The organism is Cetobacterium somerae (assembly GCF_022430525.1).
Taxonomy (GTDB): domain Bacteria; phylum Fusobacteriota; class Fusobacteriia; order Fusobacteriales; family Fusobacteriaceae; genus Cetobacterium_A.
On the sequence record NZ_CP092519.1, the window covers coordinates 1,854,841 to 1,877,090 of the forward strand.

A 22,250-nucleotide genomic window follows, 5' to 3' on the forward strand; every position below is an offset into this window, starting at 1 on the left:
TTATTATTGTACCCATACATTTATATATCCAGATTTTTTACAAATTCTGCATGTTCTTCAATAAACTCTCTTCTTGGTTCTACTTTATCTCCCATTAGTTTATCGAATAATATATCGGCTTCTCTTGCGTCGTCAATTGTAACTTTTAATAAAGTTCTTGTGTCTGGATCCATAGTTGTTTCCCAAAGCTGTCCAGGATTCATCTCTCCTAATCCTTTATATCTTTGAAGAGTGTATCTTTTATCTTCACCCTCTAGTCCAGCTATGATTTCTTTTAATTGTCTATCAGTATAAGCATAAGATACTGTTCTACCTTGAGTTATTTTAAATAGTGGTGGTTGAGCTATAAATACATTTCCATTATGGATTAAGTCTACCATATATCTATAAAGGAACGTTAGTATTAGTGTTCTTATGTGAGCTCCATCTACGTCCGCGTCTGTCATTATTATTATTTTTCCATATCTTCTTTTTTCTATATTAAAGTTATCTCCAATACTAGTTCCAAAAGCTGTTACCATTGCTCTAATCTCCGCATTTTCTAATGCTTTATGTAATCCAGCTTTTTCTACGTTTAATATCTTACCTCTTAATGGTAAAATAGCTTGGAAAGATCTATCTCTACCTTGCTTAGCTGATCCTCCTGCTGAATCTCCCTCAACTATATAAACTTCACAATCATCAGGATTTTTTGAAGAACAGTCTGCTAATTTTCCAGGTAATGATCCTATATCTAAAGCTGATTTTCTAAGTACTAACTCTCTTGCTCTTTGAGCTGCTTCTCTTGCTCTTTTTGAATTTAATATCTTTTCAACTATAACCTTTAAATCATTAGGTGCATCTTCTAAATACATCTTTATTTGAGCTCCCGCTACAGTAGAAACTATACCAGTTACCTCACTATTTCCTAACTTTGTTTTAGTTTGACCTTCAAATTGTGGTTGTGGAACCTTAACTGAAACTATTGCTGTTAATCCCTCTCTTATATCAGATCCTTGAAGTTTACCATCTTTATCTTTTAAAAGTCCTGTAGTTTTTCCCAAATCATTTATTACTCTTGTTAATGCTGTTCTAAATCCACTTACATGAGTTCCACCTTCATGTGTATTTATATTATTAACAAAAGAGTATATTGTTTCTCTTTGATTTGTATTATACGTCATTGCTATTTCTACAGAAACATTATCAACTTCTCCACTCATATAAAAAGGAGCTTTCATTATTGGTGTGCTATCCTTTTCAATCTCTTTTATATAATCTAAAATTCCACCTTCAAATTCTAAATTTACAACTTTTGCAGGCTCTTTTCTTAAATCAGATAAAACTATAGTAAGTCCTTTATTTAAGTATGCTAGTTCTCTTAATCTTGTTTCTAATGTAGAAAAACTATATACTAATGTTTCAAAAATTTCATAGTCAGCTTTAAATCTAACTGTAGTTCCATTATCCTCTGCAACACCAATTTCTGTTACATCCTTTTCTGGTACTCCTCTGTTATATTTTTGGTAATAAACTTTACCTGCTTTTCTTACTGTAACTTCTGTCCACTCAGAAAGAGCATTCACTACAGAAACTCCTACTCCGTGTAATCCTCCAGAAACTTTATAGTTATTATTCTCAAATTTTCCTCCTGCATGAAGAACTGTTAACACTATCTCTAATGCCGATTTTCCATACTTAGGGTGTATATCAACTGGAATTCCTCTTCCGTTATCTACAACTTCTATTATATTATCTGGTAATATCGATACTTCTATTTTTGTTGCATATCCTGCTAATGCCTCATCCACTGAGTTATCTACAATTTCCCATACTAGATGGTGTAGTCCTCTTTCTGAAGTTGTTCCTATATACATTCCAGGTCTTTTTCTTACAGCTTCTAATCCTTCTAAAACTGTAATATTTTCTGCTTGATAATTATTTGTTGTCATCTCTATCCTCCAATATCTTATCTGCAATATTTTTTAAAGAGCACGGTTTACAAGTAAATCCTTCTCCAAAAAACATCATTCCACAAATATCACATTTTTTATAGCCTTTTAATTTTAAGGCATCTTCTCGCTCTTTTGCTCTTTTTTTCAAAACTTCTATTTTTTCTTCTAAAGTTAAATCCTTAAGTTCTGAAATAAAATTCTCTTTTTTTTCTTCATTAATTTTCTCTTCTATAAATTCCACATAGTTACAACTTTGAACCTTTGAAACTTTAAATCTTATATCTCTTACATACTCTTTTTTTAAAATTTCTTGAACTTTTTTTAAATATTTATTTTTGTTCATAGACATATGATGAAGGTAGATACTATCCTCAACCAATACGTATAGAATCCCCTCTTTTATCCAAAGAGGTTCACTTTTTTTAGAAAGTTTCCCAACAATATCTCTCCAATGTCCTCTTATTATACCTTCTTTTAACTTCCTACTTTTAATAATAGCTTCTTCCACTGCTTCACTTACATTCATAATGTCCATCTTGAATCTCTCCTTTATCAATTCTAAAGTTTTTAGATTCTATATTTAAATCAGTTGTTGAACTAATGAAAACTTGTAATTCTCTTTTTTTTAAATAATTTATAATACTCTCTTTTCTTATTGAGTCAAAATAAGATGATATATCATCTATTAAAAAAATTGGTGTTTCTCTTTTTTCTTTTATTACCATATCTATTTCAGAAAGTTTTAAAGAAAAAATTATCGATTTTTTTTCACCTTGAGATGAATATGACTTAGCTTCTTTTCCATTCAAAAGAAATTTAAAATCATCTCTTTGTGGTCCTACTAATGAGTATCCATAACGAAGCTCTTGATACTTTAACTCCTGTATTTTAAGCTTTATTCTCTCCTCTAAATTCAGTAGATTTAAACCTTTTACTTCTCCAAGAAAACTTTCATATTTCAAGTTTAATTCTTTTTTATCATCAAAAAGCTTTCGATAATTTAAGTTTAATATTATAGAAATATTTTTTACATATTCTATTCTTTTTAAAATCACCTTAGCTGCCAATTTAATGAATTCCTCTTCATAAATCAGAAACATCTCATCTTTTATATTTTTTTCTTTTATATACTTATTTCTTATTTTTAAAAGTTTATTATAATCTTTTAAATTTTTAAAATATTCATAATTGCTTTGAGCTATTTCTCCATCAAAAAATGTTCTTCTAAAACCAGGACTTCCAACTATTAGCTCAATATCTTCTGGAATAAAAGTAACAATATTTACTTTTCCATAAAATTCGTCAAATGGAGTTTTTTTACCATTATACTTATACTCTTTATGTTTTTTATCGATTTTAACACTCAAAGTTTTTTCAGAAATTAAATCTCTATAAGATATGTAACTTCCCATTTTCTCTTTATTGTATTTTATCAATTCTATATTTTTTGAGGTTCTAAAACTTTTCCCAGTAGCACTAAAATAAATAGCTTCTAATATACTCGTTTTTCCTTGGCCATTTTTTCCAAAAAATAGATTAAATCTTGAAGAAAATTGTATATTTCTATCCTCTAAATTTCTAAAGTTTACGTAATTCATTTCAAGAATTTCCAATGTTTATTTCACCCCAAAACTATAATAGATTTAAGCTACTACAAATACTAATCCTAAAAATTCAACCTTATCACCTGGATAAAGTTTTTTCCCACGTCTCTCTTCTACTTCTCCATTAACTTTTACTTGTCCATCTAAAATAAGCTCTTTAGCTTGACCACCAGTACCAATTTCACCAGTAAATTTAAGAAATTGATCTAATTTAATAAATTCTGTAGAAATTTTTATCTCCTGCATCTTTACCTCCTAAAATATTTTTAGTCTATTATACATTTTACCATAAAACTAACTTTATTTCTATAAGATTTATCATGGTTTCACGAGGGTTTCTACCTTTAAAATAATATTTTTATTATTTTTTATTATTTTTTTATTATTTTTCAATATAAATACAAATAGTATAATTTTAATTCCTTTTTTATTTTTTTTCTATTATTTTTTTATTATTTTTCATAAAAAAAACCTTTAATTTTGTTACAATAAAAAAGTGTACATTTAATTTATTTACGTTATTTTTTAAACTTTTAGTTTTAATTATGTTTTTTTTGTTATATTTACAAAACAAAAAGTGTACATAATTTTTCTTATTATTTTTATCTATATACATATATTTTTTTTACTAGGCAACTTGTCCTATGTATATTATATATTTTAGAATATAATTAAAAGGATAAAGTAATTTTTGATAGTAATATCAAAATAATATTATAGTTATAGAGGAGCTGGTAATGTGTCTATACTGAGAAGTATATTCGGGATTTTTGTAATTTTATTTTTAGGTTATCTTCTATCTTACGATAGAAAAAACATCAAATGGAGAACAATTATAGCTGGTTTTGCACTACAATTTTGTTTTGCCTTTATAGTAATGAAAACGTCTGGTGGAGCTTACGTCCTTGAGTCTGTTTCTAATGGTTTTAACAAAATAATTGCTCAAGCTAATGAAGGAATACAATTTGTTTTTGGAGGATTATATACACCAGGAACTAACATCGCATTCGTTTTCGCTTTTAATGTTCTACCTCTTATTATTTTCTTTGGTGCTTTAATATCTGTATTATATCATTTAGGAATTATGCAATTAGTTATCAAATATATCGGTGGCGGAATATCAAAGCTTTTAGGAACTAAGGAAGCTGAGTCTGTATCTGCTGCTGCAAATATTTTCCTTGGTCAAACTGAAGCACCATTAGTTATAAAACCTTATATCGCAAACTTAAGTAGATCACAACTTTTCGCCGTTTTAACTTGTGGAGTTGCTTCTGTTTCCGGTTCTACTCTAGCTGCTTATGCTGCTTTAGGTGTTCCTATGAAATATTTAATTGCAGGTTCTTTCATGGCTGCTCCAAGTGGATTAGTTTTTGCTAAACTAATCATGCCTGAAACTCAAGCTGAATCAGATGATGAAAAAATTGAGTTTACAAAAAGTGATTCTGTTAATGTTATTGAAGCTGCTGCAAAAGGAACTATCGATGGTATGAATATCGCTCTTATAATCGGAGCTATTTTGATATCATTTATCGCTCTAGTTTCTTTAGTAAATATGATTTTAGGTGGAATCGGAGATCTATTTGGAATCCAACTTACTCTTCAAACAATTTTAGGTTATCTTTTTGCACCTATAACTTATGCTATGGGAATTCCGTGGCACGAAGCTGTTTATACAGGAAGTTTATTAGGACAAAAAATGGTACTTAACGAGTTTGTTGCCTATGTAGATTTCACAAAAAACATAGCTGGACTTTCTGAAAAAACAATAGCTATTATGAGTTTTGCTTTACTTGGATTCGCTAACGTAGCCTCTTTAGGGCTTCAAATCGGAGCTTTAGGAGCTATCGCACCTAACAGAAGAAGTGAAATCGCTCAAGTAGGTATGAGAGCCGTTTTAGCAGGTTTCTTAGCTTCTCTTCTAAATGGAGTTATAGCAGGAGTATTTTTCTAAAACTATATATTTACTTATAAAAAGACAAGAAAATTTTCTTGTCTTTTTTTTATTATATATTTTTTATATTTTTTTTATTAACTATTGTTTTTTAGAATTTTATATTATATACTCGTACAAACAAAAATAATTAACTAGGAGGAAACAATGAAGAAAAAAATCAGAATACCTGATACGTACGTCATTATCTTTTTTGTAGTTGTCTTTGCTGCAATTCTTACTTACATTATCCCAGTTGGTAGCTTTACCATGGAAAAAATTCAGTATGCTACTGAAGCTGGTATGAAAACTAGAACAGTTCCTGTTCCAGGAAGTTTTAAATATGCATTAAATGATTTAGGACAGCCACTTACTAAGGGTATCCCTATATTTGCTGCTGGTGGAGATATGAGTGTTACTAACTATATTTTCGAAGGTCTTGTTAGTGGAGATAAGTGGGGAACTGCTGTTGGTATTATCGCATTTATCCTTATCACTGGTGGAGCTTTTGGTATTATTTTAAAAACTAAAGCTGTTGAAGCTGGAATACTTAATATGATTAAAAAGACTAAGGGGTCTGAAGCACTACTTATACCTCTTGTTTTCCTTCTATTCTCTTTAGGTGGAGCTGTATTTGGTATGGGAGAGGAAGCTATTCCTTTTGCTATGATCCTTATACCTATAGTTGTTGGTATGGGTTATGACTCTATTACTGGTATTTTTATGTGCTATATATCAACTCAAATTGGATTTGCTACATCTTGGATGAACCCTTTTAGTGTGGCTATTGCTCAAGGAGTTGCTGGAGTTCCTGTACTTTCTGGAGCTATGTTTAGAATAGTTATGTGGGTATTCTTCACATCTTTTGGAATTATCTATACTATGAGATATGCTAAAAAAGTTAAAGCTAATCCTGAGTTATCAATATCTTACGAAACTGATAAATTCTTTAGAGATGATTTTAAAGCTGATGAATCAGAGGATTTAGAGTTTAAATTTGGACATAAACTTGTATTTTTAACAATATTCTTAGGAATGTCTTGGATTATTTGGGGAGTTGTTTTCCACGGATATTACTTACCTGAAATAGCTGCACAATTTACTATTATGGGTATTGTTTCTGGAATTATTGGAGTTATCTTCAAATTAAATGATATGACTGTTAACGATATTGCTACTTCTTTTAGAAAAGGTGCTGAGGATCTTATCGGAGCAGCTCTAGTAGTTGGAATGGCCAAAGGTATCGTGTTAGTTTTAGGTGGAGTAGATGCTGGAACTCCTACCGTTTTAAATACTATCTTAAATGCTGTTGCTGGGATTTTAGGCGGATTACACGCTTCTATATCTGCAGTTGCTATGTACTTCTTCCAATCTGTATTCAACTTCTTCGTTGTATCAGGTTCTGGACAAGCAGCTTTAACAATGCCAATTATGGCACCACTTTCAGATTTAGTTAGTGTTCCTAGACAAGTTGCAGTATTAGCTTTCCAACTTGGAGATGGATTCACAAATATGATTGTACCAACATCTGGTATCTTAATGGCCATTTTAGGTATTTCAAAAGTTGAGTGGGGAGTTTGGGCAAAACAACAAATTAAATTCCAAGGTATTTTATTTGTATTAGGTTGCGTATTTATTGTTATAGGTGTTTTAATTAATTTCCAATAATAATAATAGGATGAAATAAATTTATTTCATCCTATTATTTTATTTTTCCATAAAAAAAAAGATGTATTTCTACATCTTTAAAAATCTTTTAATGGCGGGAGTGACGAGGGTCGAACTCGCGACCTCATGCGTGACAGGCATGCGCTCTAACCAACTGAGCTACACCCCCATATGGTGGAAACAACTGGACTTGAACCAGTGACCCCCTGCTTGTAAGGCAGGTGCTCTCCCAACTGAGCTATGCTTCCTTATAGATTTTTTAGTGGTGCCCAGAGGCGGAATCGAACCACCGACACGGGGATTTTCAGTCCCCTGCTCTACCGACTGAGCTATCTGGGCATCTTTTGTTACCTGCTATAGGTACCTTTAAAATGGCGGAAGGTCAGAGACTCGAACTCTGAAGTCTTGCGACGCCGGTTTTCAAGACCGGTTCCTTACCAGTTAGGATAACCTTCCATATTAATGGTACCCCGTAGGGGAATCGAACCCCTGTTTATAGAGTGAAAATCTATTGTCCTTACCACTGAACGAACGGGGCAGGTGAGTGGTGGATCCAGCTGGAGTCGAACCAGCGACCACTCGGTTATGAGCCGAGTGCTCTAACCAACTGAGCTATGGATCCGTTTATGGCGTGTCTGAAGAGATTCGAACTCCTGACCCACGCCTTAGAAGGGCGTTGCTCTATCCAGCTGAGCTACAGACACATTAGATGGTGCGTCATACTGGGCTCGAACCAGTGACAACACGATTAAAAGTCGTGTGCTCTACCATCTGAGCTAATGACGCATTTTTATGGAGCGGGAGACGAGGGTCGAACTCGCGACATTCAGCTTGGAAGGCTGACGCTCTACCAACTGAGCTACTCCCGCATATTATTCCATCTTTATTATTTAGTTGTTTTGGTGGCGGGGGCTGGATTCGAACCAACGACCTTCGGGTTATGAGCCCGACGAGCTGCCAACTGCTCTACCCCGCGATATATAAGTGGTGCCTGGGGCCGGAATCGAACCGGCACGCTATCAGATAGCTCAGGATTTTAAGTCCTGTGCGTCTACCTATTCCGCCACCCAGGCTTCCTAGTTGAAGGTGCTTGTCGCTTTCGCGCTTCGCTGTCCCTCACGGACATTAATAATAATATCATAAATTATAAACAAAGTCAACAAGTTTTTTTATTTTTTTTAAAGTTTTTTTTTGTTTTCTTAGACACCTTTTAAAAACCTTTATTTTTCAATGGTTTTCAAAAGGTATCTTATTATATTTTTTTTATAAATTTTTCATAAAATTTTCTAATTGGTTCTAAAATATTTAAAAAAATAAGTAAATTTATTAACTTTTTTTTATAACCTTTTAAAGTTTTAAACTCTAAAAAATAAAGTTTTTTATTATTTCCATGCCAACTTTTTCCCCACCAGTGTATTCCATACGTATTTTTAGTTATTTTTTCATAAGAAAATTCTTCTGTAAAATGATATGGATAGAAATATTCATATGGATATATTTTTATTCCATCTTTTAACTCTATAATTTTATTTTCTCCTACAAAGTTATAATCTTTTTTTAATAGATAATTAATTATAGCTGGAATTGTATATACATTTACATCCCAAATATCATTTTCATAAAACTCTAACATCTTTTTAAAAAATATATGACCTTTTTTTGCTCCTATTATCCCTGCACTTGGTTGATTTTCATCTTCCATTCCTAAAAATAACTTATCATCTAAAAATCTATCCAAGGATTTTAAAATTTGCATATCTGAATCTAAATAAATTCCTCCATTCTCATATAAAACTTTAACACGAAAATAGTCTGATAAAAATGCCCATAATTTTCTTTTATAACACTCTTCTAAAAACCTATTTTTTTTTATTTCATTATAAAAATCTAAATTCTCTTCATTCCATTCTATTATTTCATAATTTGGAAGTTTTTCCCTCCACGAGTTTATACATATATCCATTATATTTGGTTTAGATCCCTTCCCTAACCATATGTAATGTATCTTTTTTTCCATAACTCCTCCTAAAAATTAGGTATTTTTTGAATGTTTCCTATATCTTTTCTCATTAATTTTCTTAATAAATTAGAAAATTTAGGAGCGATATAAACCAATATCTCTTCAAAATTTCTATTTTTTATACCTTTTACATCTTTAAAAATTGTTCTATAATTTTTTAATTTCTCTTTATAATTTTTATCAGAATTTATATACCTATAAACAATAACTTTATAAAAACTTGGTAAAAGTTTTGATAAAGCCTCTCTTCCATATTCATCTGTTTTACTGTACTCACTTAAAAGCATATAACAAATTTTTTCTAAAGAGTTTATACTTTTATCTGTTACAGTACTCATTATACTACCACTTCTCTGTCTATAATAATAAAATGCAATATCAATATATTTAACTCTCTTAGCTTTTAAATATGCCATTGGAGTAAAATAACTATCTTCATGTATTAAATTATCATGAAAATATAGCTTATTTTCACAAATAAAGTCTCTTTTATAAATATCGTCTACAACCTCTTCTCTAAAACATTTTGTACCTTGAAAAAGAGTTAGAAAGAATTTAGTTCCTTTCCCAACCGTAAAATCTTTAATTTCCTGAGATCTAAAAAGAGGTTCTCCTATTTTTTCAGCAGAAAAATACCTCATATTTCCAACCATTATATCTAAGTCTAATTTTTGTCCCTCTTTAAAAAATTCTTCAAACCCTTTAGAGTCAATTATATCATCGCTATCTATAAATGATAGATATTCACCTTTTGCATCTCTTATCCCAGCATTTCTTGCTGATGATAACCCACCATTTTCTTTATCTATAATTTTAGTTATCTCTGGATACTTCTCTTTATATTTTTTTAAAATATCTAAACTTCTATCTGTTGAACCATCATTTACTAAAATAACCTCGTACTCTATATTCTCCACCTTATATATACTATCTAAACATTCTTCTAAAAAAGTTTCAACATTGTAAACTGGTACTATAAATGTAAGTTCCATAACTTTCTCCTATATATCTCTATTATTATTTTTTCATCAAATTCATTTAACATCTTTTTACGTCCATTTCTTCCCATTTCATCTCTTTCTTCATTTGACAAATTAATAAATCTCTCAATTTTTTCTGATAAATCTATCGAATCTTTTACATTAACTAAATAACCATTTTTTTTATCCTCAATAATCTCTTTGCATCCAGTTACATTTGTTGCAATTATTGGTTTTTCCATGCTTGCAGCTTCCATTAAAACTTTAGAAATACCCTCTCTATAAGATGGTAAAACTACACAATCAGATGAGTTTATAACGTTTTCTACATCCTTACGATGCCCTAAGTACTCTAATATCCCTGCTTTTTCATACTCACTCATTTTAGCCTCATTTACACCGTTTGCTGCATCTCCACCTAAAGCTCCTAAAAATAAAAATTTAACTTCATATTTCTTTTCTTTAATTATTCTAGCAGCTTCAACATATTCTCTAACACCTTTATCGTAAAAAGCTCTAGCTACCATTAAAAAAATCAACTCTTTATTTGGCTTTCTTAAAATTGGTTTAAATTTCTCTGTATTAACTCCTTCTCCAGGAAGAATGAATATTTTTTTCTCATTCACAATATTTTCATCCGTTAAACGTTTTTTATCATCTTGATTTAAAACCCAAACCTCTTTCGAATAATTTAAAGAAATCTTATATAAAGTTTTAGCTATTTTAGAAACAATTCCTCCTTCAACAAAGGAATAACCCAATCCTGTTAAAACTGCTATACTTGGAATCTTTGCACATTTAGCCGCTAGAGTTCCGTAAATATTTGGTTTAATTGTATAGTGAAAAATAATATCAGGCTTCTCTTCAATATAAATATTTTTTAATTGAAGAAATAATTGAAAATCCTTTACAGGATTTACTCCTCTTAAACTTAACTCTATAGGAATGTGTCTAACTCCAAGTTCTTTCGGAAAATCTATTCTAGAGTCTTTTGGAGCTACAGCTATTACCTCGTGTCCATCATCTATCAATGCTTTTATAACTCCATATCTGAATATATATATATCCCAAAGTACATTTGCAGTAAAAAATATTTTTAATTTTTTCATAAATACCTCTCAATTAATATTGTATTAATAGTTCTTTTCCATGACTTTCTTTCAAGTATTTTTTACTTTCAATCAGTTCCTTTTCTCTTTTATTATAATCTAATTTATTAAAAATGGCATTTTCATATTTGTAATTTATTTTATTTCCTGGAAATATCATACTTCTATAAATTCTTACAAAACATAGTAAACATATAATTATTATCAAATTTTTTTTATTTTTTACATTTTCTATCGCTCTTGTTAAAACTAACCAAGCTCCATAAATAAATAGTATTCCTATTCTTAATGAAACTATAGAAAGCTCTGAAGTAAAAAGAAATATAAATATCCAAATATAAGCACTATTTTTTATGATTAAATCCTTTTCATATTTATATGCTAAGAAAAATATGAACGCTCTTTCTAAATAAAATAGATTTAACCCTCTTATTAACTCTTTAGGAACTACACTTCTATAATTAATTAATTTATTTTCAAAAATATCAGGCAAATATTCAAAATTTAATTTAAAAATTAAGTGAAAAATTTTTAAGTCTAATAAATAATATATACTTCCTAATATAAAAGTAGCCATTATAATTTTATTTTTATAATTATAATTTAAAATAAAGTACATTGGTAAATAAAATACTGCACTTGTATGAAATAATATCCCTAATATATTTAAAATCAAAAAAGGAGTTATTTTTCTCTCTCTTATATATTGAATAGAAAATAAGAATAAAATCATTGCTTTTATATTTCTTAATAGTTCCACTTCGATGTGTAATCCTTGAATACTAAAAAATATTGCAAATGCCATTATTGGATATTTACAATATTTTTTAAATATAAAATATATAGCTATAAAATCAATTGTTGTAGTTATCAATTGATAAAAAATATAATTTCTAAAAAAGCCTCTAATTAAAGAGGTATATAACATATAACCTTTTTCATAAATATAAGTTGAGTTCATAAAGGAAGGATAGTAAAAATACCAATCCCATCCTAAAAATCCTCTTGTTCCTAAAAATATAATTAAAATAATAATTATACCTTTTAAAATTTTTTCCTTTTGAACTTTATTTTCTGAAAAAACATCATAAATTCCTAGCATCAATAATATCAAAGCTATTGATATAAAAATCATTTTAATTCCTCTTTATAAATATTTATATATTGTTTTGCAGTTCCTTCAATTGAATATGTTAAGCTATTTTTTATTCCTGCTTTACTTTTTTCAAAATAATATTTTTGATCTTTTAAACTCATAATTTTTTCAACTAAATCATTTACATCTCCCAATTTAAAAAGAAGTCCACTATCTCCAACAACATTAGCTAAGCCCTCTACATCACTTGCTATAATAGGAGTTCCTGCTGCCATAGCCTCTAATGCACTTAGCCCAAACCCTTCAAATTTAGATGATTGTATCGCTATATCGCTCCTTTTTAAAAGTGCTGGAATAGAATTTGAATAACCTAAAAATTGAACCCTATCATTTAAATTTAACATTAAAACTTCACGCTTTACAGCTTCTTGAGTTTCTCCTTCTCCAACAAAAGTTAGTACATAATCTTTGGGTAATTTCTCCATTGCTCGTACTACTGTTAAGTGATCTTTAGATGAATGAAATCTTGAAACCATTATTAAATTATTCCCTTTTCTCTCTTTAGGTTTTCCCATAAATGCTCTTAAAGAAACTCCATTTGGTATAACCTCTATTTTATTTATGTTTAATCCTATCCATCTCATAAGTTCTCTAGCAGTAGCTTCTGATATTGCTATTACTTTATCATAAGAACTATATATAAATTTGTCTAAAATCTTATATATCCATTTTTCTCTTCTTCTATTATGTGTACTATGTTCTGTTGTTATATACACTACTTTTTTATTTAAATATTTTGCAACACTTGTCCAAATTTGAGCATGAACAAGATGAGCATGCACTATATCTATTTTATTTTCTTTTATTATTTTAGATATTTCAAATGGGTTTTTAAAACTAAATTTGTCATTTGCTTTAAGAGTATAAATTTTTACACCTCTTTTTTTATATTCTTCTAAAAATTTTTCATTTTTAGTATCTAAAACTAATAACTCCACTTCCATTCCCTGTTTTTTTTGAGCTGGAATTAAATCTAATAGTAGCTTTTCTGCTCCACCTAATTCTAAAGATGTTATTATGTGAAGTATTTTCATTTAATTCTCCTTTTCTTTTTTCCAATCATAATACATCGATTGGAAAAATCTAATTAAAAACTTAACTTTATTTTTAATTGGAATTTTTTTTCTCAACATATATTGGTAATATAATTTTAATCCTTTAGGATTATTTTTTATTATCTCATTAAATTTCCTTGTATAACCATCAGCCAAATATTGATAGTAATATATCCCCTTATCTATGTATCTAAAAATATAATTTTCACCTATTTGGTTCCAAATATATCCTTCGGGAATAAATTTTTCATTCTCTATTTCTGGAAAAGGATACTCTCTCATTATAGATGTTTTAACTATTTCAGCCTTATCTCCCAATATTTTTTTATTGTAGAATATATCTAAAGGATTACTATCGATTTGAGCTCCACCAAAAGTTTCATTTTTTCTTACACTTTCTCCATTATCAAAAACTTCAACTTTTCTAAATACTATTCCTGCATAATCGTTTGGTAAAGTTATAATTTCTTCTTCTATTATTTCCATTGCTTTTTCATTTAAATAATCATCACTATCAACAATAAAGAAAAACTCTTTTTCAGCTAAAGAAACACCAATATTTATTGCTCTCATCTTCCCACCATTTTTTACTCTTTTATATAATATGGGAATCTCATCTTCATCTATAAACTCTTTTATTAACTTTTCAGTTCCATCATTTGAACCATCATCTACAACTATCCATTCAAAGTTTTTCACTGTTTGATTCTTTAAACTTTTATATAATCTCCTTAATGTTTGTTCTCTATTATAGGTTGGTGTAAATACAGTTATCATCACTCTTACCTTCCTTTTCCAAAAACAACTGTTTTTAAAGTTTTAAATAAAATTACTATATCTAAATATAAGCTATAACACTTTATGTAGTATAAATCATACTCTAATTTATTTTTAGCATCTTCAACTGTTGCTCCATATGGATACATTACTTGAGCCCATCCAGTAAGTCCAGGTTTTACCATGTGTCTTAATCCATAATACGGAATTTGTTTTTCTAACTCTTTTATAAACACCATTCTCTCAGGTCTTGGGCCAATAAAACTCATATCTCCTCTAATAACATTTAAGAGTTGAGGTAGCTCATCTACTCTTGTTTTTCTCATAAAATTTCCAAACTTTGTAACTCTTGGATCATTTTTTTGAGCCCATTTTGCTCCATCTTTTTCTGCATCCTGTCTCATACTTCTAAATTTATATACAGGAAATTCCTTTTCATTCTCTCCTACTCTATCTTGAGAATATATAATTGGTCCTGGACTTTCTATTTTTACAATTATAGCTGCAATTATCATAATTGGAAAAGTTAAAGCTCCTATTACAATAGACATTCCAATATCAAAAACTCTTTTTACTTTGTTTTGAAATTTACTTCTTAAAATCTCAAATCCATAAGCATTTAATAACCATTCTTCATTTATATACGAAACTTCAACTTTTTTTTCAATTTCTAACATATAATCTAAATATCCCATTACATGAGTATTTCTTAATTTTATTTTTAATATTTTTTCAATTTCTTTTTCTTCTAATCTTATTTTTCCTAATAATAATAATTTTATATTATTAACTTTTACAAATTCCTCTAACTTTTCAATATCATCAGTAAAATTAATATATCTATAACCCTCTAATTTTTCTAAACTTTTTTCTAAATTAACTTTTAACTCCCCGGTTCCATAAATTGTAACTGGCTTAACTCTATAAACGACTATATTTATAATTGTTCTTAAAAAAATTGTAATTGTAGTAAATAAAAGGAAAAATATAATTAACCAAAAATCCCAACTTATAAGAAACCAAATCAAAAAGAATATAAAATTCAGTCCAATTACAGTTATATAATTTCTTATTGTATACTTAGGTACATCAAAATTCATTAAATCAAATAAGTACAATCCTAGCATTATAAAAGAAAATACTCCAATGCCTATAATACTCGTTTCTAACGTTAATCCTAACAAGTTTGTTAAAGTTGAAAATAGAATCCCTAAAATACCTATATAAAACGCTTTTAACATTAACTCTCACTATCTCCTTCATAGAGAACAACTCTTTCTCCATCTTCTATTATATTTTCATCAGCTCCATTTTTATCATAAAATATAATTGCTTTAAATATTTCATCTTTAGAATCTAAACCATATTCTGAAAACAATGCGGTAGGATAAGCCCCATCTCTGTAAGAAACAACTGTCAGCATATTATTATTTCTAACTAAATATTTTGTCTTTCTATTTTTGCTTGCTATATCTTCATCATCTCTTCCAATTCTTCCAAGTATTTTACCTAAAATATCTAATTGAAATTTATCCTCATCATTTTTTACTTCCCACACACCAGAATCCTCTTTTTCGATTTTAACTTTTCTCATTTCTTTTCCAGTTTTTAAAATATATCTAATATTCCCCATGCTGTCAAAAGTGAACGGTAAACCTTCATCTTTTAAATTATAAGAAGCTAAATTAAATCCTGGCTGGATACTTCCTGGAACTCTTTTCTCAATATAAATAGCTGGTAATTTATCATCTATCGCCACTGTCTTCAATTTTAATTTTTTACTTTTTATAACTTTTTTATCATTCAGATTTAATTGTTCAATTAAAACTATATTTTCTGATTTTGGATATAATCCTACTATTGGTAAAATATCTCCTGATGTATATTTTTTTTCATAACTAAAGTTAGGCATTCCTCCCATACCCATTACTGTTACTTTTAATAATTCAATATCATCACTTGGTTCATATTTCATACCATAGGCTAAAGGTGTTCTTCCATATGGATTGTATCTTAAGAACGGATCTTCAAATGTATATACTTTTTCTTCATATTCCTTTTTTAATTCTTTTTCATACTTTTCGTCTTGAACATATAAATCGCCATATAAAGCAGCTTTTCTAATATCAAATCCTTTCAACATATCTTCTATTTCAATTGCTAAACTTGGATTTACACTTCCAATTTTATAAAGAGTTTTACTTATTTCAACCGTTTCTTCTAAATCATATTTTTTCATATCTTTCTTTTCTACAAACTCAACAGTTATCGGTGATTTGGATAAAATCTCACTTATTTCTATTAAATTATTTTCTGAAAGCTGATCAAAAGTATCTTTACTATTTTTTATTGGTAATAATTTAGTTATCCTGTCTTTAATTTTTATAACTTCAGGTCTATTCTCGATAGTTTTAATACTATTCTCAAAATTGTTTTTTATTAAATCTTCTTTAAAGTATTTACCTAACTCTGGAGATAATAATATTAAATCTTTTAGTCCTTTTATTACTTTAGAGTTTTCTAAAGCTTTATTATACTCTTTATTTTCTAAATACGATTTAATATCTGGATTATTTATAAAATCAACTAACTTTCCATCTTTTAAAGTTAAAACTGCTATTTCCATTTTATCTGGTGATAAACTTTCCAAAATTCTTTTCAATTTATTATCTTTTAATTTTATATCAAAAATTTTTTCATTTTTTTTCTTTTCACTATTTTCATATATTTTAGAAATACTTTTATTACTTTTTAATATGTTTTCTATTTTTTTTCTATTAAATAATAACATAAAACCAATTACTATTATTAATATAGAAATTATTGATACTATTATTTTTTCTTTTTTAATCATATTTTTATACTCACCCCATTTTTAAATTTTTAAATTCTTTATTATTATACACTATATTGAATTAATTGTATAAAAAAAAGAGCTAAAAAGCTCTTTAAAGTTAATTATTTTTCCAAAAAATAAAAAATGGCGCTTCTTGCTGGGCTCGAACCAGCGACAACACGATTAACAGTCGTGCGCTCTACCAACTGAGCTAAAGAAGCACTTTTTTAAGATTGGCAACTTCCTATCCTCCCAGGGGGCTGCCCCCCAAGTACTTTCAGCGTTTATGGGCTTAACTTCCAGGTTCGAAATGTTACTGGGTGTACCTCCATAGCTATCGTTGCCAATCAATATTTATTTGTGTTCTTGAACACTTGAAACTATATAGTAGTATATTAAGGTTAAAACTTCGATATATTAGTATTGGTCAGCTAAAAGTCTCACAACTCTTACACCCCCAACCTATCAACCTCCTAGTCTCGAAGGTATCTTAAAGAGTACTTATCTTGAAGTCAGTTTCCCGCTTAGATGCTTTCAGCGGTTATCTGTTCCAAACGTGACTACCCAGCTGTGCCACTGGCGTGACAACTGGTACATCAGAGGTTTGTCCATCCCGGTCCTCTCGTACTAAGGACAGATCTTCTCAATACTCTAACGCCTACAGTGGATAGGGACCGAACTGTCTCACGACGTTCTGAACCCAGCTCACGTACCGCTTTAATGGGCGAACAGCCCAACCCTTGGGACCTTCTCCAGCCCCAGGATGCGATGAGCCGACATCGAGGTGCCAAACTCTACCGTCGATATGGACTCTCGGGTAGAATCAGCCTGTTATCCCCAGGGTAGCTTTTATCCGTTGAGCGACGACCCTTCCATTCGGAATCGCCGGATCACTATGTCCTGCTTTCGCACCTGCTCGACCCGTCAGTCTCGCAGTTAAGCTCTCTTATGCCATTGCACTCTGCGGTTGATTTCCATCCAACCTGAGAGAACCTTTGAACGCCTCCGTTACTCTTTCGGAGGCGACCGCCCCAGTCAAACTGCCCACCTAGCACTGTCTTCGAGGGTACAAACCTCAAATTAGAATTCCGACATAGTATGGTTGGTATTCCACCAGTGACTCCGCGTAATCTAGCGACCACGCATCATAGTCTCCCAACTATCCTATACATACGATGCCAAAACCCAATACCAAGCTACAGTAAAGCTCCATGGGGTCTTTCCGTCCTACTGCAGGTAACCGGTATCTTCACCGGTAATACAATTTCACCAGGCCTCCCGTCAAGACAGCTCTCAGATCGTTACACCATTCGTGCAGGTCGGAACTTACCCGACAAGGAATTTCGCTACCTTAGGACCGTTATAGTTACGGCCGCCGTTCACCGGGGCTTCAATTCGGAGCTCTCACTCCTCCTCTTAACCTTCCGGCACTGGGCAGGTGTCAGCCCATATACGTCGCCTTACAGCTTAGCATAGACCTGTGTTTTTGTTAAACAGTCGCCTGAGACTCTTCACTGCGGCCTCTCATAGCTTTGCGTCGCGTGTACGCTCACCATAAAAGGCACCCCTTCTCCCGAAGTTACGGGGCTATTTTGCAGAGTTCCTTAACGAGAGTTAGCCTGTCCGCCTTAGATTTCTCATCCTGACCACCTGTGTCGGTTTGGGGTACGGGCACTAATATCTTTAAAACGCTTAGAAGCTTTTCTCGGCAGTGTGGTATTTGCACCTTCCATCTTACGACTCCTCATCACACCTCACGTTTAGTCTAGCGGATTTTCCTACTAGACCACGCTACATGCTTGAACTGGCACTTCCGTTCGCCAGCGTGCATAACCTCCTGCGTCCCTCCATCACTTGATATCAGTGGCACAGAAATATTAATCTGTTTTCCATTCGCCTACGCAATCTAGCCTCGGCTTAGGACCCGGCTTACCCAGGGGAGACAAACTTTACCCTGGAACCCTTGGTCTTCCGGCGTGGGGGATTCTCGCCCCCATTCTCGCTACTTATTCCTGCATTCTCACTTCTGATACCTCCAGAGTTTCTTGTCGATTCTCCTTCAACGGCCTACAGAACGCTCTCCTACCAGTCGCTTACGCAACTCCACAGCTTCGGTTTATAACTTAGCCCCGTTACATTGTCGGCGCAGAGACTCTCGACCAGTGAGCTATTACGCACTCTTTAAAGGTATGGCTGCTTCTAAGCCAACCTCCTGGTTGTTTGTGAATCTCCACCTCCTTTCCCACTTAGTTATAATTAGGGACCTTAGCTGGTGGTCTGGGTTGTTTCCCTTTTGACCATGGAAGTTAATTCCCATAGTCTCACTCCTGAGCTCTAGAATTATGGTATTCGGAGTTTGATTGACTTCGGTAAGCAGTATGCCCCCTAGGTCATTCAGTGCTCTACCCCCATAATTGAACACTCAAGGCTGCACCTAAATGCATTTCGGAGAGAACGAGCTATCTCCTGGTTCGATTGGCTTTTCACCCCTAAACCTACCTCATCTCCCAACTTTTCAACGGCGGTGAGTTCGGGCCTCCACTGTGTCTTACCACAGCTTCACCCTGGACAGGCTTAGATCACCAGGTTTCGCGTCTACGCCCAGCGACTATGTCGCCCTATTCAGACTCGGTTTCCCTTCGGCTCCGTTAAACTTAACCTTGCCACTGAACGTAACTCGCAGGATCATTCTCCAAAAGGCACGCCATCACCCCAAAGGGCTCTGACCGCTTGTAAGCACACGATTTCAGGTTCTATTTCACTCCCCTCCCGGGGTTCTTTTCACCTTTCCCTCACGGTACTATGCGCTATCGGTAAGTAAGAGTATTTAGCCTTACGAGATATGGTCCTCGCAGATTCACACAGAATTCCTCGTGTTCCGTGCTACTTGGGAGAGATCATACATTTGATACGGTTTACCTGTACGAGGCTTTCACTCTCTACGGCAGGCCTTTCCAGACCTTTCCAGTTCGGCGTATCATAATGTCGAATACCTTGCAGTTCTTCAGACGATCTTCCCGCTACCCCGTAGATGCAACGGCTGCATCCTTGGCACATCTACGGTTTGGGCTCACCCCCGTTCGCTCGCCGCTACTTAGGGGATCGTTTTTACTTTCTTTTCCTCGCGTTACTTAGATGTTTCAGTTCACGCGGTTCCCTCTTTCGTGCTAAGACTCCATCTTAGCAGATTTCTCCATTCGGAAATCTTGGCATCACAGTTCGATTGCAACTCCACCAAGCTTATCGCAGCTTACCACGTCCTTCATCGGCTCTTACTTCCTAGGCATCCTTCGTGTGCCCTTAATATTTTAACCTTGTAATATAATTCATATTATTTAGACAGACTAACTACTCAATTTAAGATTGACTTAAAAATGAATTGTTAGTTAATTTAGAATATTTTCTCAATATCTACTATATAGTTTCCAATGTCCAAGTTTGATAATGTTTTGGTGGAGATAAGCGGAGTCGAACCGCTGACCTACGCAGTGCAAGTGCGTCGCTCTCCCAACTGAGCTATATCCCCATACTTACAAAGAACAGTATCAATCGAATAGAGAAAAAGTTAGTCTCCTTAGAAAGGAGGTGATCCATCCGCACGTTCCCGTACGGATACCTTGTTACGACTTCACCCCAATCGCTAATCACACCTTAGGAACATCCCTCCTTACGGTTAGGCCTGCTACTTCAGGTGCAACCAACTCTCGTGGTGTGACGGGCGGTGTGTACAAGACCCGAGAACGTATTCACCGCAACATGCTGATTTGCGATTACTAGCGATTCCAACTTCATGTACTCGAGTTGCAGAGTACAATCCGAACTAAGAACAGCTTTAAGAGATTAGCTCACCCTCGCGGGTTGGCAACTCTCTGTACTGCCCATTGTAGCACGTGTGTAGCCCAGCGTATAAGGGGCATGATGACTTGACGTCATCCCCACCTTCCTCCTGCTCATCGCAGGCAGTATCGCATGAGTGCTCAACTTAATGGTAGCAACATACAATAGGGGTTGCGCTCGTTGCGGGACTTAACCCAACATCTCACGACACGAGCTGACGACAGCCATGCACCACCTGTCACTAAGTTCCGGCAAGCCGGCACGAATCCATCTCTGGAAACTTCTTAGGATGTCAAACGCTGGTAAGGTTTCTCGCGTTGCGTCGAATTAAACCACATGCTCCACCGCTTGTGCGGGTCCCCGTCAATTCCTTTGAGTTTCACACTTGCGTGCGTACTCCCCAGGCGGATCACTTATCGCGTTAGCTTGGGCGCTGAGGTTCGACCCCCAACACCTAGTGATCATCGTTTACGGCGTGGACTACCAGGGTATCTAATCCTGTTTGCTCCCCACGCTTTCGCGCTTTAGCGTCAGTATCTGTCCAGTGAGCTGACTTCTCCATCGGCATTCCTACAAATATCTACGAATTTCACCTCTACACTTGTAGTTCCGCCCACCTCTCCAGTACTCTAGAAAAACAGTTTCCAACGCAATACGGAGTTGAGCCCCGCATTTTAACATCAGACTTATTTTTCCGCCTAGACGCGCTTTACGCCCAATAAATCCGGATAACGCTTGCGACATACGTATTACCGCGGCTGCTGGCACGTATTTAGCCGTCGCTTCTTCTGTTGGTACCGTCACTTTCTTCTTCCCAACTGAAAGCACTTTACAATCCGAAGACCTTCATCGTGCACACAGAATTGCTGGATCAGGCTTGTGGCCCATTGTCCAATATTCCCCACTGCTGCCTCCCGTAGGAGTAAGGGCCGTGTCTCAGTCCCCTTGTGGCCGTTCACCCTCTCAGGCCGGCTATCCATCGTCGCCTTGGTGGGCCGTTACCCCACCAACTAGCTAATGGAACGCAAGGCTCTCTCTTGGCGCATATAGCTTTCATAAGTTTCCCATGCGAGAATCTCATAATATCCGGTATTAGCTGTCGTTTCCAACAGTTGTCCCAGACCAAGAGGCAAGTTCCTTACGCGTTACTCACCCGTCCGCCATCCTCAATACCCGAAGGTAAATCGAATCGACTTGCATGTGTTAAGCATTCTGTCAGCGTTCATCCTGAGCCAGGATCAAACTCTTCATTCAAATATATTTAAAGTCCTAAGACTTACGTTTACACCATTTATTGGTTTGCCATTTCTGGCATTTTGTTATTTTCATAACTTCTGACTATTT

The 22,250-nt window shown here is 33.0% G+C and carries 14 protein-coding genes, 13 tRNA genes and 3 rRNA genes; 2 read left to right on the forward strand and 28 right to left on the reverse strand.

Going from position 1 to position 22,250, the window contains the following annotated elements:
- Positions 1–20: 20 nt before the first annotated feature.
- Genes gyrB through yaaA form a run of 4 tightly spaced genes read right to left on the reverse strand, consistent with a single transcriptional unit; the run spans position 21 to position 3,784 of the window.
- Positions 21–1,931 (reverse strand): DNA topoisomerase (ATP-hydrolyzing) subunit B, encoded by a 1,911-nt coding sequence (gene gyrB / locus MKD34_RS08730; protein WP_240219064.1) that lies wholly within the window; start codon positions 1,929–1,931, stop codon positions 21–23.
- Positions 1,918–2,469, reverse strand: coding sequence for a DUF721 domain-containing protein (locus MKD34_RS08735; protein ID WP_240219066.1), 552 nt, complete (start codon positions 2,467–2,469; stop codon positions 1,918–1,920). Before MKD34_RS08735 ends, gyrB begins: the two co-directional genes overlap by 14 nt.
- Entirely contained in the window at positions 2,447–3,547 is a 1,101-nt protein-coding gene (gene recF, locus MKD34_RS08740; protein WP_240219067.1) for a DNA replication/repair protein RecF, read from the reverse strand. Before recF ends, MKD34_RS08735 begins: the two co-directional genes overlap by 23 nt.
- 30 nt (positions 3,548–3,577) lie before the next feature.
- The gene (yaaA, locus tag MKD34_RS08745; RefSeq protein ID WP_023050778.1) at positions 3,578–3,784 is read right to left on the reverse strand and encodes a S4 domain-containing protein YaaA; all 207 of its coding nucleotides are present in this window, start codon (positions 3,782–3,784) and stop codon (positions 3,578–3,580) included.
- A gap of 493 nt (positions 3,785–4,277) precedes the next feature.
- Between yaaA and MKD34_RS08750 the strand changes: the two genes are divergently transcribed.
- The gene (locus MKD34_RS08750) at positions 4,278–5,489 is read left to right on the forward strand and encodes a NupC/NupG family nucleoside CNT transporter (RefSeq protein ID WP_240219069.1); all 1,212 of its coding nucleotides are present in this window, start codon (positions 4,278–4,280) and stop codon (positions 5,487–5,489) included.
- A gap of 147 nt (positions 5,490–5,636) precedes the next feature.
- A complete protein-coding gene (yfcC, locus tag MKD34_RS08755; protein WP_240219070.1) occupies positions 5,637–7,136 on the forward strand; it encodes a putative basic amino acid antiporter YfcC in 1,500 nt (499 codons plus the stop codon).
- 92 nt (positions 7,137–7,228) lie between these two features.
- On the opposite strand, the gene MKD34_RS08760 is transcribed toward yfcC, so the two are convergent.
- The 24 genes from MKD34_RS08760 to MKD34_RS08875 form a co-directional block, all read right to left on the reverse strand.
- Positions 7,229–7,305, reverse strand: a tRNA-Asp gene (locus MKD34_RS08760).
- Between the two features lie 3 nt (positions 7,306–7,308).
- A tRNA-Val gene (locus MKD34_RS08765) sits at positions 7,309–7,384 on the reverse strand.
- Positions 7,385–7,399: 15 nt separating this feature from the next.
- Positions 7,400–7,475, reverse strand: a tRNA-Phe gene (locus tag MKD34_RS08770).
- 33 nt (positions 7,476–7,508) lie between these two features.
- Positions 7,509–7,592, reverse strand: a tRNA-Ser gene (locus MKD34_RS08775).
- 7 nt (positions 7,593–7,599) lie between these two features.
- Positions 7,600–7,674 (reverse strand) — tRNA-Glu (locus tag MKD34_RS08780).
- A gap of 7 nt (positions 7,675–7,681) precedes the next feature.
- Positions 7,682–7,758 (reverse strand) — tRNA-Ile (locus MKD34_RS08785).
- Between the two features lie 5 nt (positions 7,759–7,763).
- Positions 7,764–7,840 (reverse strand) — tRNA-Arg (locus MKD34_RS08790).
- A gap of 6 nt (positions 7,841–7,846) precedes the next feature.
- Positions 7,847–7,922: transfer RNA gene (locus MKD34_RS08795), tRNA-Lys, on the reverse strand.
- Between the two features lie 7 nt (positions 7,923–7,929).
- A tRNA-Gly gene (locus tag MKD34_RS08800) sits at positions 7,930–8,005 on the reverse strand.
- A gap of 31 nt (positions 8,006–8,036) precedes the next feature.
- A tRNA-Met gene (locus MKD34_RS08805) sits at positions 8,037–8,112 on the reverse strand.
- A gap of 9 nt (positions 8,113–8,121) precedes the next feature.
- Positions 8,122–8,209, reverse strand: a tRNA-Leu gene (locus tag MKD34_RS08810).
- A 179-nt stretch (positions 8,210–8,388) separates the two neighbouring features.
- Positions 8,389–9,153: a glycosyltransferase gene (locus tag MKD34_RS08815; protein ID WP_240219072.1), complete on the reverse strand. Its 765-nt coding sequence runs from the start codon at positions 9,151–9,153 to the stop codon at positions 8,389–8,391.
- 8 nt (positions 9,154–9,161) lie between these two features.
- On the reverse strand, positions 9,162–10,148 hold the full coding sequence (locus MKD34_RS08820; protein WP_240219074.1) for a glycosyltransferase: 987 nt from the start codon (positions 10,146–10,148) through the stop codon (positions 9,162–9,164).
- Positions 10,130–11,245, reverse strand: a complete 1,116-nt coding sequence (locus MKD34_RS08825; protein ID WP_240219075.1) for a glycosyltransferase family 4 protein — start codon at positions 11,243–11,245, stop codon at positions 10,130–10,132. The genes MKD34_RS08820 and MKD34_RS08825 overlap by 19 nt, the downstream gene beginning before the upstream one ends.
- A gap of 13 nt (positions 11,246–11,258) precedes the next feature.
- The gene (locus MKD34_RS08830; protein ID WP_240219077.1) at positions 11,259–12,380 is read right to left on the reverse strand and encodes an EpsG family protein; all 1,122 of its coding nucleotides are present in this window, start codon (positions 12,378–12,380) and stop codon (positions 11,259–11,261) included.
- Positions 12,377–13,435: a glycosyltransferase gene (locus MKD34_RS08835; protein WP_240219079.1), complete on the reverse strand. Its 1,059-nt coding sequence runs from the start codon at positions 13,433–13,435 to the stop codon at positions 12,377–12,379. Before MKD34_RS08835 ends, MKD34_RS08830 begins: the two co-directional genes overlap by 4 nt.
- On the reverse strand, positions 13,436–14,233 hold the full coding sequence (locus MKD34_RS08840; protein WP_240219081.1) for a glycosyltransferase family 2 protein: 798 nt from the start codon (positions 14,231–14,233) through the stop codon (positions 13,436–13,438).
- A 5-nt stretch (positions 14,234–14,238) separates the two neighbouring features.
- Positions 14,239–15,474: a sugar transferase gene (locus MKD34_RS08845; RefSeq protein ID WP_240219083.1), complete on the reverse strand. Its 1,236-nt coding sequence runs from the start codon at positions 15,472–15,474 to the stop codon at positions 14,239–14,241.
- Positions 15,474–17,087, reverse strand: a complete 1,614-nt coding sequence (locus MKD34_RS08850; RefSeq protein WP_240219084.1) for a hypothetical protein — start codon at positions 17,085–17,087, stop codon at positions 15,474–15,476. Before MKD34_RS08850 ends, MKD34_RS08845 begins: the two co-directional genes overlap by 1 nt.
- A 127-nt stretch (positions 17,088–17,214) precedes the next feature.
- Positions 17,215–17,290: transfer RNA gene (locus MKD34_RS08855), tRNA-Asn, on the reverse strand.
- Between the two features lie 10 nt (positions 17,291–17,300).
- Positions 17,301–17,417, reverse strand: a 5S ribosomal RNA gene (gene rrf, locus MKD34_RS08860).
- 49 nt (positions 17,418–17,466) lie between these two features.
- Positions 17,467–20,383 (reverse strand): 23S ribosomal RNA (locus MKD34_RS08865).
- Positions 20,384–20,519: 136 nt separating this feature from the next.
- Positions 20,520–20,595, reverse strand: a tRNA-Ala gene (locus MKD34_RS08870).
- Between the two features lie 52 nt (positions 20,596–20,647).
- Positions 20,648–22,160 (reverse strand): 16S ribosomal RNA (locus tag MKD34_RS08875).
- The 16S, 23S and 5S rRNA genes sit together here with 2 tRNA genes alongside, the layout of an rRNA operon.
- Between the last annotated feature and the right edge of the window lie 90 nt (positions 22,161–22,250).